The sequence below is a fragment of the Noviherbaspirillum sp. L7-7A genome (assembly GCF_019052805.1).
In the GTDB taxonomy this organism is placed as follows: Bacteria; Pseudomonadota; Gammaproteobacteria; order Burkholderiales; family Burkholderiaceae_D; genus Noviherbaspirillum_A.
This window is the reverse complement of record NZ_JAHQRJ010000001.1, coordinates 2,069,560-2,085,148: the sequence shown is the minus strand read 5'-3', so window position 1 is coordinate 2,085,148 and position 15,589 is coordinate 2,069,560. Positions and strand designations below refer to the sequence as shown.

The following is a 15,589-nucleotide window of genomic DNA, read 5'->3' as shown; positions in this document are numbered from 1 at the left end:
GGATGGCAGTGGACAACCCGGAAATTCTGATCGTCGAGGACGAGCCGGCCATCGTCGAGCTGGTGCGATACACCTTGCGCGACAGCGGCTGGAATGCAGCCGCGGTCGACACCGCCGGCGGCGCCTGGGACTACCTCCAGCAGCGCACGCCGCAACTGCTGCTGCTGGACTGGATGCTGCCCGACCAGTCCGGCCTGCGCCTGCTTTCGCGGCTGCGCGCCGACCGCAATTTCTCCAGCCTGCCGGTGATCATGCTCACCGCCAAGAGCATGGAGGAGGACAAGATCGCCGGCCTGAACCAGGGCGCGGACGATTACATCACCAAGCCGTTTTCGCCGCGCGAGCTGGCGGCCAGGGTCAAGGCGCTGCTGCGGCGCAAGGCGCCCGAGCATGCGCAAACCCTGATGCGCGCCGGCCCGGTGACGCTGGACCCGGTCAGCTGTACCGTGAGCCTGAACGAGACCCGCATCGACATCGGCCATGCGGAATACAAGCTGCTCAAGTTCTTCATGGCCCATCCGGAGCGCGTGTTCTCGCGCAGCCAGTTGCTGGACCGGGTGTGGGGCGATCATGCGGTGATAGAGGAGCGCACGGTCGATGTGCATGTGCTGCGTCTGCGCAAGGCATTGAAAGAGGCCGAGTCGCTGATCAGGACGGTGCGCAGCGTGGGCTACATGCTGTCGGAGAAATAGGGATGCGCCGGCCACGATGAGTCCGAAGATGCTGTTCTGGGTGCCGACCCTGCTGCGCCTTGCGCTGATCCTGCTTGCCGCGGTGGTGCCCGGCTATTTTTTCGGGAAGACCGTGGGTTTGGTTGCGGCGCTGATTGCAGTCTGTGCGCTGGTCATTCTGCAGCTGAGCTACCTGTGGCGGCTGTCGCTGTGGCTGGACAACCCGGACAGCCGCCTATCCGATGCGTCGGGCATCTGGACCGACATCTTTTCCAGGCTCTACAAGCTGCGCCGGGAAGACGAGCACAACCGCCATCAGCTCAACGAGTGGCTGACTCGGTTCCGGCAGGCGATGAGCCTGTTGCCGGATGGCGTGGTGATCATGGACGACGTGCTATTCCTGGAGTGGTGCAATCCGGCCGCCGAACAGCACCTTGGCCTGTCCAACGAGCGCGACAAGGGCATGCGCGTGACCAACCTGATCCGCAGCCCGCACTTCATCGACTACCTGATCCTCGGCCGCTATGAACAGCCGCTGACGCTGTCGCTGCGGGAACGCAAGCTGATCGTCCATATCATCCCGTTTGAAAACCGGCGCCAGATCCTGGTGACGCATGACGCCACCGAGTCCGAGCGCATCGAGCGCATGCGGCGCGACTTCATTGCCAATGCATCGCATGAGCTGCGCACGCCGCTGACGGTGATCAACGGCTTCCTGGAAATCGCCCAGGCCGATGCCGGCCTCGACAAGGAAACCCGGCAGGCCCATCTGAAGCTGATGGCGGAGCAGGGCAGGCGCATGCAGAACCTGGTGGAAGACATGCTTGCGCTGACCCGGCTGGAGTCGGTCGAATACCCGCTAAGGCCCGAGCCGGTGCGCATGGCGGCGCTGATGGAGCAGGTGTATCAGGAGGCGCAGGCATTGTCCGGGGGGCGTCATGCGATCACGCTGGAAACGGACGGGCCGGACATCAGCGGCAGCCTTGAGGAGTTGCGCAGCGCCTTTGGCAACCTGGCATCGAATGCGGTGCGTTATACGCCGGATGGCGGACGCATCGAGCTGAGCTGGCGGATGGGGGAGGACGGGCCGCGGTTCGCCGTGTCCGACAGCGGCATCGGCATACGGCCGGAACACATAGGCCGCCTGACCGAGCGTTTCTACCGCGTCGACAAGAGCCGGTCGCGGGAAACCCGCGGCACCGGCCTTGGCCTTGCGATCGTCAAGCATGTGCTGCTGCGCCATGGCGCCCAACTTGACATCGATTCGACGCCGGATCAGGGCAGCACCTTCACCGCGCGTTTTCCAATGCGCAGCGCCATTGTCGCTACGCCGCAGCTGGAAACCAGCGACTAGGACGCTGCAGTGCAGCAGTGCAGCAGTGCAGCAGCGTAGAGGAGCTCACTTGTAGCCGGCCTTGTCGAGGATCTTCTGTGCAGTTGCCTGGTTCTTGCCCATTGCGGCAACCGGCACATTTTCCATCTTGAACTTGCCCAGCGCGTCCAGGGCCGGATTCTTTACCACGGCAGACTGCACCGCCGGCCATTCATTGTTGCCGTTGGCGAAGTAGGCCTGCGCCTCGTCGCTGGACAGGTATTCAAGGAACTTTACCGCGGCTTCGCGATGCGGCGCATTGCGCGCCACGCCGCCGCCGGACACGTTCACATGGGTGCCCGAGCTTTCCTGGTTCGGCCAGACAAAGCCGATCTTGTTGACCATGTCCTTGTCTTCCGGCTTGGTCGAACGCAGCATGCGCACATAGTAGTAAGTATTGGCCAGCGCCACGCCGCATTCGCCGGTGGCCACGCCCTTGATCTGGTCGGTGTCGCCGCCGCGTGGCGGGCGGGCAAAGTTGTTGACCATGCCCTTGGCCCAGGTCTCGGTTGCCGCTTCGCCGTTACGCTCGATCATGGCGCCTATCATGGACAGCATGTAGGGATGCGAGCCGGAGCGGGTGCATACCTTGCCCTTGTTCTTCGGGTCAGCCAGGGATTCGTAGGTCGACACATCCTTCTTCTCGACGGCAACCTTGTTGTAGACGATGATGCGGGCGCGCGTGGAAAAACCAAACCATTCCGGTCCCTTGCCTTCATCAGACGCGCGCAGGTTGGCGGGAATGCGTGACTCCAGTACAGCCGACTTGACCGGCTGGAACAGGCCATCCGCTTCCGCCCGCCACAGACGGGCTGCATCCACCATCAGGATCACGTCCGCCGGGCTGTTCTTGCCTTCGCTCTTCAGGCGCTCCAGCAACTGGTTATCGTCCGCCTCGATCCGGTTGATCTTGATGCCGGTCTGCTTGGTGAAGTTCTCATACAGCAGTTCATCAGTCTGATAGTGACGTGCCGAATACAGATTCAGCACGTTTTCCTGGGCAAAGCTGGCATGGGTGACGGCAAGCGAGGCAGCGATCAGGGTCAGGCGGAAGGCAAGTTTCATCACGTAGGCATCCTGGCAAGTTAATAAAGTTAAAACCCGGGCAAGTATAGCAAAATGGGTGCAAATGTGAATCATTCTCAATTGGCGCATGCGCTTTTCAACGGGAACTTCCGCTACAATCCGTGGTTCGTTTTTCCCTCAAGCCAAGTTTCCTTATGCTAACGTTTTTAAAGCGCCTGCTTCCAGGCGTTCTCGTCCTGCTGACCGCCTGTGGCACGACCAAGACCCCTGCACCTGAACCTGTCGCCACGCCGCAGACGCCACCGGCCGCGCTGCACCCGGTGCGCATCGGCCTGGCGCTTGGCGGCGGCGCCGCCCGCGGTTTCGCGCATATCGGCGTCATCAAGGCGCTGGAAGCCCAGGGCATCGTGCCCGACATCGTGGTTGGCACCAGCGCCGGCAGCGTGGTCGGTGCACTGTATGCCGCTGGCAATAACGGCTTCAAGCTCAATCGCATGGCGCTCGAGATGGACGAGGCGGCCATTTCCGACTGGGCCGTGCCGCTGTTTGCCAAGAGCCCCGGCGTGCTGAAAGGGGAAGCGATCCAGCGCTATATCAATCGCGCTGTGCGCAATGCGCCCATAGAGAAATTCCCGATTTCCTTCGGCGCCGTCGCAACCGACCTGCAGAATGGCAAGCCCATCCTGTTTCAGCGTGGCAATGCAGGCATGGCGGTGCGGGCATCGTCATCTGTGCCAGGCGTGTTCCAGCCAGTAAAGATCGGCGATAAAAGTTATGTCGATGGCGGCCTGGTCGCTCCGGTGCCGGTGCGTTACGCCCGTGAAATGGGCGCCGACTTTGTCATCGCCGTCAATATCTCGGCCGATCCGGATGCCCAGCCTTCCACCAGCAGCCTGGACGTGGTGCTGCAAACATTTGCCATCATGGGGCAGACCATCAACCGGCTGGAAATGAAGGATGCGGACATCGTGATCACGCCCAGTCTGGGCGCGATGAAGGGCAGCGATTTCAGCGGAAGGAATCTGGCGATTCTGGCCGGGGAGCAGGCCGCGGCCAGCGTGATGCCAGAATTGCGGGCCAAACTGAAAATGAAACGGGAAGGAACAGCGACGATCAGTTCTGCTCGGGATCGTTGATCCTGCGGGCGCCGTTGAAGCGCTTCTTCCAGTAGCTCAGATCCATGCTTTCAATCCGGATGGAACTGCCGGCGGCGGGCGAATGAACAAATTTGTTGTCGCCCAGATAGATGCCCACATGGGAGAAGCCGCGGCGCAGCGTGTTGTAGAACACCAGGTCGCCTGGCCGCAGGTCGTTCTTGTCGACATTGTCGCCGACGCGGCTTATTTCCTCGGCGGTCCGCGGTAGTTCGGCGCCCCAGGCCTGCTTGAACACGTAACGCACCAGACCGCTGCAGTCGAGGCCGTTTTCCGGATTGTTGCCGCCGTACTTGTAGCGAATGCCGATCATCGACATTGCACGGATCGCGAGGTCGCCAGCGCGGTCAGTGATGTTATGCAGCGCATGCAGCGCCGCATTGCGCTCGGCGGGCACCGACTCCGTGCTCCAGGCCATGGGCGTGACGGCAAACGTCGCCGCCAGCAGGGCTGGCGCAAGCAGCAAAGTGGAAAATTTTGATCGTTTGACTGTCATTCTTCCTGCCTTGTACCATGCAAGGCGTCGAATGTAAGCGAAGCCGATGGGGATTGTCAAAGATAAATTGCAGTAAAGTAATTAAATGTTTCGGCCAGTGGGAGGCAATGTTGTCTGATAATTCACAAAAAATATCGCATGGAAAGTTGCGCGCGCTCATTGCGGACGACTCGCGCATCGTGCGGGCCACACTGACAAAACACCTCGGAGACCTGTTCGAGTTTTCCGAAGCGCATGATGGCGAAGAGGCCTGGGACAGTTTGCTGCGCGACGAGGACATCGCCTTGCTCATCACCGACCTGACCATGCCCCGGCTCGACGGCTACGGCCTGTTGCGGCGCATGCGCGCTTCCAAGGCGCAGCGGCTGCGCGACATGCCTGTCGTGGTGGTTTCGGGCGCCGACGAGATGGAAGAGCGCCGGCTGGCCAGGGAGGCCGGCGCCACCGACCTGATTACCAAGGGCATGGCCACCATGAAGCTGGTTTCACGGCTGGACTTGCTGGCACAACTGGTTATTGCGCAGCGGGAACACGAGGCTGCCGCGGATCACGGTGCCGCATCGGGTCAGGCAGCGTCCACCGTGTCCCCTTATGTTCTCCAGTCAGGCGCCGAGCGGCGTCTGGGCTACGCCATCCGCCAGCAGGAAAACTTTGCCTTGCTTAGCCTGAGCCTGGCCTTGCCGGAAGGCGTCGATCATGCCGGCTTGCGGCGCGACCTGGAAGCGATGTTGCGGCAGACGCTGCGCCAGACCGATGCGGTCGCACGGACAGGCAATGCCGACTTCACCATCGTCACCAGCAATGTCGAGCCGGCTTCTCTGCCCGGCTTTGCCGGCCGGCTGTGTCGCGCTGCAATCGAGGCGGTCAGCGAGCGCCATGGTGCTGGCGCGGTGGTGTGCTGCGGCAATGCCAGCCTTGCGGAATATGCGGGCCGGCAGCCGCCGTCGCTGCATGAGTTATGGGATGCCGCGCGCCGGCGCGCCATGGCCGGTCTTGCCAGCGGAAAGTCGGGCGTCGCCGGACCTGAAGAAGAATCCGCCGCCAGCGCCGGATAACATCGTACAATCGTGCTTTTTTAAAGGAGCAGAGATGCAGTCCAAGCAAGTGTTGACCCTCGAAGAAGTCCGAAAAATAGCAGCAGCCGCGGAAGCGGAAGCCCTGGCCAACAACTGGGCAGTGACGATTTCGGTCGTCGACGACGGCGGCAACCTGTTGTGGCTGCAGCGCCTGGACAATGCGGCTCCGATTTCCGCACATATCGCCCCTTCCAAGGCCCGCACCGCCGCCCTTGGACGCCGTGAGACCAAGGTCTACGAAGACATGATCAACAACGGCCGCTTCTCCTTCATCACCGCTCCCAATCTCGACGGCTTGCTCGAAGGCGGTGTTCCCATCATGATCGGCGGACAGTGCGTCGGCGCAGTGGGCGTGTCGGGCGTCAAGTCGTCCGAAGATGTGCAGATCGCCAAGGCGGGCATCGCCGCACTGAACGCTTGAAACGTCGCGGCGGCAAGCCGCAAATCGTGTTCCGGCGCGCCACGGGCGCGCCGTAAAACAGGCAAAGCCATTTGCCTGTGAGGATCGTTACGCGCTATAATCGCCGGGTTTAGCCAAAATATTTTCCGCCGTAGCGCCTACCTTCCACCCAGTTCCGAAACCAGCCCTTGCATGTGCTTCGCGTCGTCACGCGGAGCAGCGTGCAGGCGGTGTTCAGGCCCAGCGCAGCGGCGGTAACCATCTCAGGAGTTACCCTTGCCGCCATTTTTCCAGGGCCAACCAGTACCGGCCATCCTTGCGCTCGCAGACGGCTCGATTTTCCGGGGCGTGTCGATCGGCGCTTCCGGCCAGACCATAGGCGAAGTCGTGTTCAACACCGCGATGACCGGCTATCAGGAAATCATCACCGACCCCAGCTACAACAGCCAGATCGTCACGCTGACCTACCCGCATATCGGCAACACCGGCGTCAACCCGGAAGATAACGAGTCCAGCCGCATCCACGCCGCCGGCCTGATCATCCGCGACCTGCCGCTGCGCGTATCCAATTTCCGCTCCACCCAGTCCCTGTCGGACTTCCTGAAATCACAGAACGTGGTCGGCATTGCCGGCATCGACACCCGCCGCCTGACGCGCCTGCTGCGCGAAAAGGGCGCGCAGAACGGCGCCATCCTGGCCGGCGCCGACGCCACCGTCGAAGACGCGCTGGCGCTGGCCCGTTCCTTCCCCGGCCTGGCCGGCATGGACCTGGCCAAGGTCGTGTCGACCAAGAAATCCTATGTCTGGACCGAAACCGAATGGAAGCTGGGCGAGGGCGCCGGCAAGCAGGAAGCGCCGAAGTACCACGTGGTTGCCTTCGACTACGGCGTCAAGTTCAACATCCTGCGCATGCTCGCCGAGCGCGGCTGCAAGGTCACCGTGCTGCCCGCCCAGGCCACTGCGGAAGAGGCCATGGCGCTGAAGCCGGACGGCATTTTCCTGTCCAACGGCCCCGGCGACCCGGAGCCCTGCGACTATGCGATCAAGGCCAGCAAGGAACTGATCGAGCGCGGCATCCCGACCTTCGGCATCTGCCTTGGCCATCAGCTGATGGCGCTGGCATCCGGTGCCAAGACCCTGAAGATGAAGTTCGGCCACCATGGCGCCAACCATCCGGTCCAGGACCTCGACAGCGGCAAGGTGATGATTACCTCCCAGAACCACGGCTTCGCAGTCGATCAGGCAACCCTGCCGGCCAACTGCCGCGTCACGCATGTATCGCTGTTCGACAACTCGCTGCAGGGCTTCGAGCGCACCGACAAGCCAGCCTTCTGCTTCCAGGGCCATCCCGAAGCGTCGCCCGGTCCGATGGACATTGCCCCCTTGTTTGATCGCTTCGTTGCGATGATGGAGAAACTGAAACATGCCTAAGCGCAACGACATTAAAAGCATCCTGATCATAGGCGCCGGCCCGATCGTCATCGGCCAGGCTTGCGAATTCGACTATTCCGGCGCACAGGCCTGCAAGGCGCTGCGCGAAGAGGGTTACCGCGTCATTCTGGTCAACAGCAATCCGGCGACCATCATGACCGACCCGGAAATGGCCGACGTCACCTACATCGAGCCGATCACCTGGCAGATGGTGGAGCGCATCATCGACAAGGAGCGTCCCGACGCGATCCTGCCGACCATGGGCGGCCAGACTGCGCTGAACTGCGCGCTGGACCTGCATCGCCACGGCGTGCTCGGCAAATACAAGTGCGAACTGATCGGCGCGTCGCCGGAAGCCATCGACAAGGCGGAAGACCGTTCCAAGTTCAAGCAGGCCATGACCAAGATCGGCCTGGGTTCCGCCCGTTCCGGCATTGCCCACAGCCTGGACGAGGCCTGGACGGTGCAGAAGGATGTCGGCTTCCCGGTCATCATCCGCCCGTCCTTCACCATGGGCGGCAGCGGCGGCGGCATTGCCTACAATGCCGAGGAATTCGAAGCCATCTGCAAGCGCGGCCTGGAAGCCTCGCCGACCAATGAACTGTTGATCGAAGAATCCCTGATCGGCTGGAAAGAGTACGAGATGGAAGTGGTTCGCGACAAGGCGGACAACTGCATCATCGTCTGCTCCATCGAAAACCTGGATCCGATGGGCGTGCATACCGGCGACTCCATTACCGTGGCGCCGGCGCAAACCCTGACCGACAAGGAATACCAGATCATGCGTAACGCCTCGCTGGCGGTGCTGCGTGAAATCGGCGTCGACACCGGCGGCTCCAACGTGCAGTTCTCGATCAATCCGAAAGATGGCCGGATGATCGTGATCGAAATGAATCCGCGCGTGTCCCGTTCCTCGGCGCTGGCATCGAAGGCAACCGGTTTCCCGATCGCCAAGGTCGCTGCCAAGCTGGCGGTCGGCTTCACGCTCGACGAGCTGCGTAACGAAATCACCGGCGGCGCGACCCCGGCGTCGTTCGAGCCCAGCATCGATTACGTGGTCACCAAGATCCCGCGCTTTGCGTTCGAGAAATTCCCGCAGGCCGACAACCACCTGACCACCCAGATGAAATCGGTGGGCGAGGTGATGGCTATTGGCCGCACCTTCCAGGAATCCTTCCAGAAAGCGCTGCGCGGCCTGGAAGTCGGCGTCGATGGCATGAATGAAAAGACCACCGACCGCGAAGTGATCGAGGAAGAGCTTGGCGAGCCTGGCCCGGACCGCATCTGGTACGTCGGCGACGCCTTCGCCCAGGGCTTCACCCTGGAAGAAGTGCAACAGCTGACCCATATCGACCCATGGTTCCTGGCTCAGATCAAGGAAATCGTCGACATCGAACTGTGGCTGGAAACCCAGACGCTGGAAGGCCTGAGCAAGGATGTGCTGTTCCAGCTCAAGCGCAAGGGCTTCGCCGACCGCCGCCTGGCCAAGCTGCTGAAGACCACCGACAAGGCCGTGCGCGAGAAGCGTCGCGCGCTCAATATCCGTCCGGTCTACAAGCGCGTCGACACCTGCGCCGGCGAGTTCGACACCGATACCGCCTACATGTACTCGACCTATGAGGAAGAGTGCGAATCGCGTCCGACCGACCGCAAGAAGATCATGGTGCTCGGTGGCGGCCCCAACCGCATCGGCCAGGGCATCGAGTTCGACTATTGCTGCGTGCACGCGGCGCTGGCAATGCGCGAGGATGGTTATGAAACCATCATGGTCAACTGCAACCCGGAAACCGTGTCGACCGACTATGACACCTCCGACCGCCTGTACTTCGAGCCGCTGACGCTGGAAGACGTGCTGGAAATCGTCGACAAGGAAAAGCCCTACGGCGTGATCGTTCAGTACGGCGGCCAGACGCCGCTGAAACTGGCGCTGGACCTGGAGGCCAATGGCGTGCCCATCGTCGGCACCTCGCCCGACATGATCGACGCAGCCGAAGACCGTGAGCGTTTCCAGAAGCTGCTGCAGGACCTGGAGCTGCGCCAGCCGCCCAACCGCACTGCGCGCACCGAGGAAGACGCGCTGCGCCTGGCGCAGGAAATCGGTTACCCGCTGGTGGTTCGCCCGTCCTACGTGCTGGGCGGCCGCGCGATGGAAATCGTGCATGAACAGCGCGACCTCGAGCGCTACATGCGCGAAGCGGTCAAGGTCTCGCATGATTCGCCGGTGCTGCTGGACCGCTTCCTGAACGATGCCATCGAAGTGGACGTCGACTGCCTGTCCGACGGCAAGCGCACCTTCATCGGCGGCGTGATGGAGCACATCGAGCAGGCCGGCGTGCACTCGGGCGACTCCGCCTGCTCGCTGCCGCCTTACTCGCTGTCGCAAGCCACCATCGATGAACTGAAGCGCCAGACCGCGCTGATGGCCAAGGGCCTGAACGTGGTCGGCCTGATGAATGTGCAGTTCGCGATCCAGCAAAAGGAAGTCGACGGACAGATGCAGGATGTGGTGTATGTGCTGGAAGTCAACCCGCGCGCATCCCGCACTGTGCCTTATGTGTCCAAGGCGACGGGCCTGCAACTGGCCAAGATCGCGGCGCGCTGCATGGTCGGCCAGTCGCTCGACAGCCAGGGTATCATGAACGAAGTGGTGCCGCCTTACTTCAGCGTCAAGGAAGCGGTATTCCCGTTCGTGAAATTCCCGGGCGTGGATACCATCCTCGGACCGGAAATGAAGTCGACCGGCGAAGTCATGGGCGTGGGCAAGACCTTCGGCGAGGCCTTTGTGAAGTCGCAGATGGGCGCCAGCATCCGCCTGCCGAGTTCCGGCAAGGTGTTCCTGAGCGTGAAGGCGAGCGACAAGCCGCGCGCAGTGCAGGTGGCGCGTGACCTGGTCAACATCGGTTTCTCCATCGTTGCGACCAAGGGAACGGCAGCGGCCATCAGCGCCGCCGGCATTCCGGTCGACGTGGTTAACAAGGTGGCCGAAGGCCGTCCGCACATCGTTGACATGATCAAGAATCAGGAAATCGCTCTGGTGGTCAACACGGTCGAGGAAAAGCGCAATGCGATCACCGATTCCCGCGCAATCCGCACGTCCGCGCTGGCAGCGAGGGTGACCACCTACACCACGATTGCCGGTGCCGAAGCCGCAGTCGAGGGCATGGCGCATCTGGATGAACTGCATGCCTATGATTTACAAGGGCTGCATAACACCTTAAACTAACCCATCGATTCAATCCCGGGCCACAGAGGCCACAACGCACAGCATTCCCCGGTTCGCCGGGGAATCGTCTTTGTGGCCTCTGTGGTTTTCATTTCTATACGTCAAAATATGAGCTCAGTTCCAATCACGAAACACGGCGCAGAACTTCTGAAGGAAGAACTGGCCCGCCTGAAGTCCAAGGACCGTCCCGCTGTCATCAACGCCATCGCAGAAGCCAGGGCGCAAGGCGACCTGTCCGAAAACGCTGAATATGATGCCGCCAAGGAGCGGCAGAGCTTTATCGAAGGACGCATTGCCGACCTGGAAGGCAAGCTGAGCGCCGCGCAAATCATCGACCCGGCATTGCTGGATGCGGATGGCCGTATCGTGTTCGGTTCGACAGTGCGTCTGGAAGATCTGGAGAGCGGGGAAGAGGTGACTTATCAGATCGTCGGCGTCGACGAAGCTGACCTGAAGGACAAGAAGGTATCCATTACTTCGCCTATCGCTCGTGCGCTGATCGGCAAGTCGGCTGGCGATGTGGTGGAAGTGCAGGCGCCTGCCGGCATCCGCGAATATGAAGTTCTGGAAGTACGCTATATATAACAGTGGTGAGCGCCGCGCATGTATCGGCGGCGCTTTCTAGGATCACCGCTCAATTTCCGCCGAGCGACGATTTTTTCTGGCTTGTCTGGCGCGCCTTGGCGCGCTTGATGTTGCCGCCGGCGGTTACACGTTCATTTCCTTTGAGAAGAACACGCGTGACAGAAGGGCGCTTGGTGCCACTGGCGCTGGGTTTGACGATTGTCACCTCGCGCATGCCCCGGCCCTTTTTCTCCTGACGCTGTTTTTCTTCTTCCTTCCTTGGACGGAACAACACCAGCAGCTTGCCAATATGCTGTACCGGCGCTGCGCCAAGTTCCGAGCAAATGGTTTCATACATGCCGACGCGCGCCTCACGGTCGTCGCCGAATACCCTGACCTTGATCAGGCCATGCGCATTCAATGCAGCGTCAATTTCCTTCGTGACTGCCGGCGTCAGACCGGCTTCCCCGATGAGTACGACTGGGTTGAGTCCGTGGGCCTGTGAGCGCAGTTCGCTACGCTCTGCGGGGGTGAGTTTCAGCATAAAAATCCTTTAAAAGCAGTATTCTACGCGAATGGCAAAGAACAAATTAAACAAAAACTGGCTGCACGATCACATAAACGACCCCTATGTGAAGCTGGCCCAGAAAGAAGGCTATCGCGCGCGCGCCGCATATAAGCTCAAGGAGATCGATGAAAGTGAAAAGCTGATCCGTCCCGGCCAGATCATTGTCGACCTCGGCAGCACACCAGGCAGCTGGTCGCAATATGTCCGCCAGAAACTGTCGGGCGCTGAAAATGGGGGCATTAACGGCACCATTATCGGTCTCGATATGCTGCCAATGGAGCCTATTGCGGATGTCCATTTCATCCTGGGCGACTTCCGCGAGGAAAGTGTCCTGGCGAAACTCGAGGTCATACTCGCCGGCAGAAAGGTGGACCTGGTGCTTTCCGATATGGCGCCTAACCTGTCAGGCATCGCAATTGCAGACGCCGCGAGAGTGGAACACATTATCGATCTGGCAATCGAGTTTGCTCGTGCACACATGAAACCTTCCGGCTCCTTGCTCGTCAAATGTTTCAATGGCACCGGTTTCAGTCAACTGGTCGAAAAGTTCAGACAGGAATTCAAAACCGTCATCCAGAAGAAGCCGAAAGCCAGCCGCGATAAATCGTCAGAAATCTTCTTGCTTGGTAAATCGTTAAAAAACCCGCTTTAAACCGCTAAATCGCTTCTTTTAGTCCTTGATTAAGCAGATATTCGGCCTGATATCTTGCCTAGTAAGCGGCCTTTAATGCGGGTAGAATTTGCGGACGCATAGAGGGCCAATCTGAGTCCAAGGAGTTCTAGTGAACAACATGTTTTCCAAAGCCGCCATCTGGGTGGTGATCGCGCTGGTCCTATTTACTGTTTTCAAACAGTTCGACGATCGCGGCCTGGCTGGCGGGGCAACGCCGATTCCTTACTCGGATTTCCTTGATGAGGTAAAGGCCAAGCGCATCAAGGAAGCGACCATTGAAGATCGCACCATCATTGCGACCACGTCCGACGGCAAGAAGATCAAGGCCACCGTCACCAATCTTGATCGCGGTCTGATTGGTGATCTGGTCAACAATGACGTCAAATTCGACGTCAAGCAGCCTGAACCGCCTTCCTTCCTGTCGCAGGTCTTCATCTCCTGGTTCCCGATGCTGTTGCTTATCGGCGTATGGGTATTTTTCATGCGCCAGATGCAGGGCGGTGGCAAGGGCGGTGCATTTTCCTTTGGCAAATCCAAGGCGCGGATGCTGGATGAAAACAGCAATGCAGTTACTTTCGCCGATGTTGCCGGTTGCGACGAAGCCAAGGAAGAAGTGCAGGAACTGGTTGATTTCCTGCGTGATCCGACCAAGTTCCAGAAGCTCGGCGGTCGTATCCCACGTGGTGTGCTGATGGTTGGCCCACCGGGTACTGGTAAGACGCTTCTCGCGCGAGCCATTGCCGGTGAAGCTAAGGTTCCGTTCTTCACCATTTCCGGCTCCGATTTTGTGGAAATGTTCGTTGGTGTAGGCGCCTCCCGCGTTCGTGACATGTTCGAGAACGCAAAGAAGCATTCTCCCTGCATCATCTTCATCGATGAAATCGACGCAGTTGGTCGTCATCGCGGTGCCGGCATGGGTGGTGGAAACGACGAGCGTGAACAGACATTGAACCAGTTGCTGGTTGAAATGGATGGCTTCGAAGCGAATGCTGGCGTAATCGTCATTGCCGCCACCAACCGCGCAGACGTGCTGGACAAGGCCCTGCTGCGTCCTGGTCGTTTCGACAGGCAGGTGGTTGTCGGTCTGCCCGATATCCGTGGCCGAGAGCAGATTCTCTATGTTCACATGCGCAAGGTGCCAATCGCGCCTGACGTCAAGGCTGACCTGCTGGCCCGTGGTACACCTGGATTTTCCGGCGCTGACCTGGCCAACCTGGTCAATGAGGCCGCGCTGTTTGCAGCCCGTCGGAGCAAGCGCCTGGTGGAAATGCAGGACTTCGAGGATGCCAAGGACAAGATCGTGATGGGTCCGGAGCGCAAGTCTGCAGTAATGCGTGAGGAAGAACGGCGCAACACCGCTTTCCACGAGTCGGGCCATGCAGTAGTCGCAAAACTTCTGCCGAAAGCCGATCCGGTGCATAAGGTCACCATCATGCCGCGTGGCTTTGCCCTTGGCCTTACCTGGCAACTGCCTGAGCATGATCGCGTGAACATGTACAAGGACAAGATGCTCGAGGAAATTGCCATCCTGTTCGCCGGCCGTATTGCCGAAGAAATCTTCATGCATCAAATGTCAACCGGCGCATCGAACGACTTCGAGCGGGCAACCAAGTTGGCACGTGCGATGGTGACGCGTTATGGCATGTCCGAAACGCTGGGTACCATGGTGTACGAGGATGCCGAGCAGGACAATTATTTTGGCCGTATGTCAGCCAAGACGGTATCGGAAGCAACGCAACAGAAGGTTGACCAGGAGATTCGCAGTATTCTGGACCAGCAATATGCCTTGTCGCGTCGGTTGCTTGAAGAAAACAAGGCTAAGGTCGAGTTAATGGCCAATACATTGCTCGATTGGGAAACCATCGATGCGGATCAGATCAACGACATCATGGAAGGCCGTGAACCACGTCCCCCGAAAGCTGGTATCCCTGTCAAGAAGCCAACGGATAGCGGTGGCGGCGTAGCGCCGACCGCTACAGCACCGGCTTGAGTTACCTCTAAAACTTGTTGCCTTAAAACTGTTGAGATAGGAGGTGGGGAGTAAAATCCTCACCTTTGTTTTTTTGTGGAAAGCCATGCGAGGAACCATGCATTGCGGGCGTTATGACTTGTCTTTTAACCAAGCCTTACGTCCTTTGGTAATGGGAATCCTTAACATTACCCCTGACTCTTTTTCTGACGGCGGCGCATTTCAACGGCTGGAAAGCGCTATTGATCGTGCAGAACAGATGATTGCTGAAGGTGCGGACATCATCGACATAGGTGCCGAGTCGACACGTCCAGGTGTCATGCCATTGCCGGATGGGGAAGAATTGAATCGACTGCTGCCAGTGCTTTACGCCCTGCGCGACTGCGGCAGGCCGATTTCGGTAGACACTCGTAACCCGAAGGTTATGCGTGAAGCTCTGCTGGCTGGCGCGGACATGATTAACGATGTGAACGGCTTTCGTACGCCTGATGCAGTGGAAGCAGTGGCTGAAAGTGATTGCGGACTGTGCGTCATGCACATGCAGAACAATCCGGAAGACATGCAGATCGCACCACATTATGAAAACGTGGTGGAAGAAGTCGGTGTTTTTCTGCGGTCGGCAGCCTCTCGACTGCAAGAGCATGGCGTGAGCCGTCAGCGAATCTGCATTGATCCAGGGTTCGGATTCGGAAAAAATCTTGAACATAACCTGGGCCTTTTCAGAAATCTTGCTTTCATTAAGGAAGAATTGGACATGCCCCTCCTGGTCGGGGTTTCTCGTAAATCCATGATAGGGCAGCTCACCGGTAAGCCAGTTCAGGAACGACTGGCGGGAAGCGTGGCAGCGGCCTTGTGCGCTGCGGCGCGTGGCGCAGATATTGTGCGTGTACATGATGTGGCTGCAACAGTCGATGCACTCAAGGTTTGGCGCGCGCTGACGTAATTTCTGGAAGTTAACTTGGGTTA

The 15,589-nt window shown here is 59.6% G+C and carries 14 protein-coding genes; 11 read left to right on the top strand and 3 right to left on the bottom strand.

From position 1 onward, the window contains the following. The first annotated feature begins 2 nt into the window (after positions 1-2). Positions 3-692, top strand: a complete 690-nt coding sequence (locus KTQ42_RS09525) for a response regulator (protein WP_217345287.1) — start codon at positions 3-5, stop codon at positions 690-692. Positions 693-708: 16 nt separating this feature from the next. Continuing rightward, positions 709-2,025, top strand: a complete 1,317-nt coding sequence (phoR, locus tag KTQ42_RS09520; RefSeq protein WP_217345286.1) for a phosphate regulon sensor histidine kinase PhoR — start codon at positions 709-711, stop codon at positions 2,023-2,025. A gap of 45 nt (positions 2,026-2,070) precedes the next feature. Here the strand turns inward: phoR and KTQ42_RS09515 are convergent, their stop codons facing one another. Continuing rightward, the gene (locus tag KTQ42_RS09515; protein ID WP_217345285.1) at positions 2,071-3,108 is read right to left on the bottom strand and encodes a Fe(3+) ABC transporter substrate-binding protein; all 1,038 of its coding nucleotides are present in this window, start codon (positions 3,106-3,108) and stop codon (positions 2,071-2,073) included. 155 nt (positions 3,109-3,263) lie between these two features. On the opposite strand from KTQ42_RS09515, the gene KTQ42_RS09510 reads away from it, so the two are divergent. Next, positions 3,264-4,205, top strand: coding sequence for a patatin-like phospholipase family protein (locus tag KTQ42_RS09510; protein ID WP_217345284.1), 942 nt, complete (start codon positions 3,264-3,266; stop codon positions 4,203-4,205). Here KTQ42_RS09510 and KTQ42_RS09505 read toward each other — a convergent pair. Further along, a complete protein-coding gene (locus KTQ42_RS09505) occupies positions 4,183-4,641 on the bottom strand; it encodes a C40 family peptidase (RefSeq protein ID WP_249222902.1) in 459 nt (152 codons plus the stop codon). The two genes, KTQ42_RS09510 and KTQ42_RS09505, sit on opposite strands and share 23 nt — an antisense overlap. A gap of 224 nt (positions 4,642-4,865) precedes the next feature. On the opposite strand from KTQ42_RS09505, the gene KTQ42_RS09500 reads away from it, so the two are divergent. From KTQ42_RS09500 to greA, 5 genes are all read left to right on the top strand, one after another. Next, complete coding sequence (locus KTQ42_RS09500; protein ID WP_217345282.1) at positions 4,866-5,774, top strand: response regulator; 909 nt, start codon at positions 4,866-4,868, stop codon at positions 5,772-5,774. 34 nt (positions 5,775-5,808) lie between these two features. Further along, a complete protein-coding gene (locus KTQ42_RS09495) occupies positions 5,809-6,216 on the top strand; it encodes a heme-binding protein (RefSeq protein WP_194714009.1) in 408 nt (135 codons plus the stop codon). A gap of 255 nt (positions 6,217-6,471) precedes the next feature. Beyond that, positions 6,472-7,626: a glutamine-hydrolyzing carbamoyl-phosphate synthase small subunit gene (gene carA / locus KTQ42_RS09490; RefSeq protein WP_217345281.1), complete on the top strand. Its 1,155-nt coding sequence runs from the start codon at positions 6,472-6,474 to the stop codon at positions 7,624-7,626. Then, positions 7,619-10,849, top strand: a complete 3,231-nt coding sequence (gene carB, locus KTQ42_RS09485; RefSeq protein WP_217345280.1) for a carbamoyl-phosphate synthase large subunit — start codon at positions 7,619-7,621, stop codon at positions 10,847-10,849. The genes carA and carB overlap by 8 nt, the downstream gene beginning before the upstream one ends. Before the next feature lie 108 nt (positions 10,850-10,957). Further along, positions 10,958-11,434, top strand: a complete 477-nt coding sequence (gene greA / locus KTQ42_RS09480; RefSeq protein ID WP_194714012.1) for a transcription elongation factor GreA — start codon at positions 10,958-10,960, stop codon at positions 11,432-11,434. Between the two features lie 49 nt (positions 11,435-11,483). On the opposite strand, the gene yhbY is transcribed toward greA, so the two are convergent. Further along, a complete protein-coding gene (yhbY, locus tag KTQ42_RS09475) occupies positions 11,484-11,957 on the bottom strand; it encodes a ribosome assembly RNA-binding protein YhbY (protein WP_217345279.1) in 474 nt (157 codons plus the stop codon). A 31-nt stretch (positions 11,958-11,988) separates the two neighbouring features. Here yhbY and KTQ42_RS09470 point away from each other — a divergent pair, with 31 nt between their 5' ends. The 3 genes from KTQ42_RS09470 to folP all read left to right on the top strand — a co-directional run bounded on the left by KTQ42_RS09470 (position 11,989) and on the right by folP (position 15,566). After that, entirely contained in the window at positions 11,989-12,633 is a 645-nt protein-coding gene (locus tag KTQ42_RS09470; RefSeq protein ID WP_217345278.1) for an RlmE family RNA methyltransferase, read from the top strand. Positions 12,634-12,763: 130 nt separating this feature from the next. Continuing rightward, a complete protein-coding gene (gene ftsH, locus KTQ42_RS09465; protein WP_217345277.1) occupies positions 12,764-14,644 on the top strand; it encodes an ATP-dependent zinc metalloprotease FtsH in 1,881 nt (626 codons plus the stop codon). An 85-nt stretch (positions 14,645-14,729) separates the two neighbouring features. Continuing rightward, positions 14,730-15,566: a dihydropteroate synthase gene (gene folP, locus KTQ42_RS09460; RefSeq protein ID WP_217346888.1), complete on the top strand. Its 837-nt coding sequence runs from the start codon at positions 14,730-14,732 to the stop codon at positions 15,564-15,566. Positions 15,567-15,589: the final 23 nt, after the last annotated feature.

What these genes read in the sequence shown, in the direction of transcription:
- greA (WP_194714012.1), top strand. Translation starts at nt 10,958, where the DNA reads ATGAGCTCAGTTCCAATCACGAAACACGGCGCAGAACTTCTGAAGGAA.
- KTQ42_RS09470 (WP_217345278.1), top strand. Translation starts at nt 11,989, where the DNA reads ATGGCAAAGAACAAATTAAACAAAAACTGGCTGCACGATCACATAAAC.
- carB (WP_217345280.1), top strand. Translation starts at nt 7,619, where the DNA reads ATGCCTAAGCGCAACGACATTAAAAGCATCCTGATCATAGGCGCCGGC.
- KTQ42_RS09505 (WP_249222902.1), bottom strand. Translation starts at nt 4,641, where the DNA reads ATGGCCTGGAGCACGGAGTCGGTGCCCGCCGAGCGCAATGCGGCGCTG.
- KTQ42_RS09515 (WP_217345285.1), bottom strand. Translation starts at nt 3,108, where the DNA reads ATGAAACTTGCCTTCCGCCTGACCCTGATCGCTGCCTCGCTTGCCGTC.
- KTQ42_RS09495 (WP_194714009.1), top strand. Translation starts at nt 5,809, where the DNA reads ATGCAGTCCAAGCAAGTGTTGACCCTCGAAGAAGTCCGAAAAATAGCA.
- yhbY (WP_217345279.1), bottom strand. Translation starts at nt 11,957, where the DNA reads ATGCTGAAACTCACCCCCGCAGAGCGTAGCGAACTGCGCTCACAGGCC.
- KTQ42_RS09525 (WP_217345287.1), top strand. Translation starts at nt 3, where the DNA reads ATGGCAGTGGACAACCCGGAAATTCTGATCGTCGAGGACGAGCCGGCC.
- KTQ42_RS09510 (WP_217345284.1), top strand. Translation starts at nt 3,264, where the DNA reads ATGCTAACGTTTTTAAAGCGCCTGCTTCCAGGCGTTCTCGTCCTGCTG.
- phoR (WP_217345286.1), top strand. Translation starts at nt 709, where the DNA reads ATGAGTCCGAAGATGCTGTTCTGGGTGCCGACCCTGCTGCGCCTTGCG.
- folP (WP_217346888.1), top strand. Translation starts at nt 14,730, where the DNA reads ATGCGAGGAACCATGCATTGCGGGCGTTATGACTTGTCTTTTAACCAA.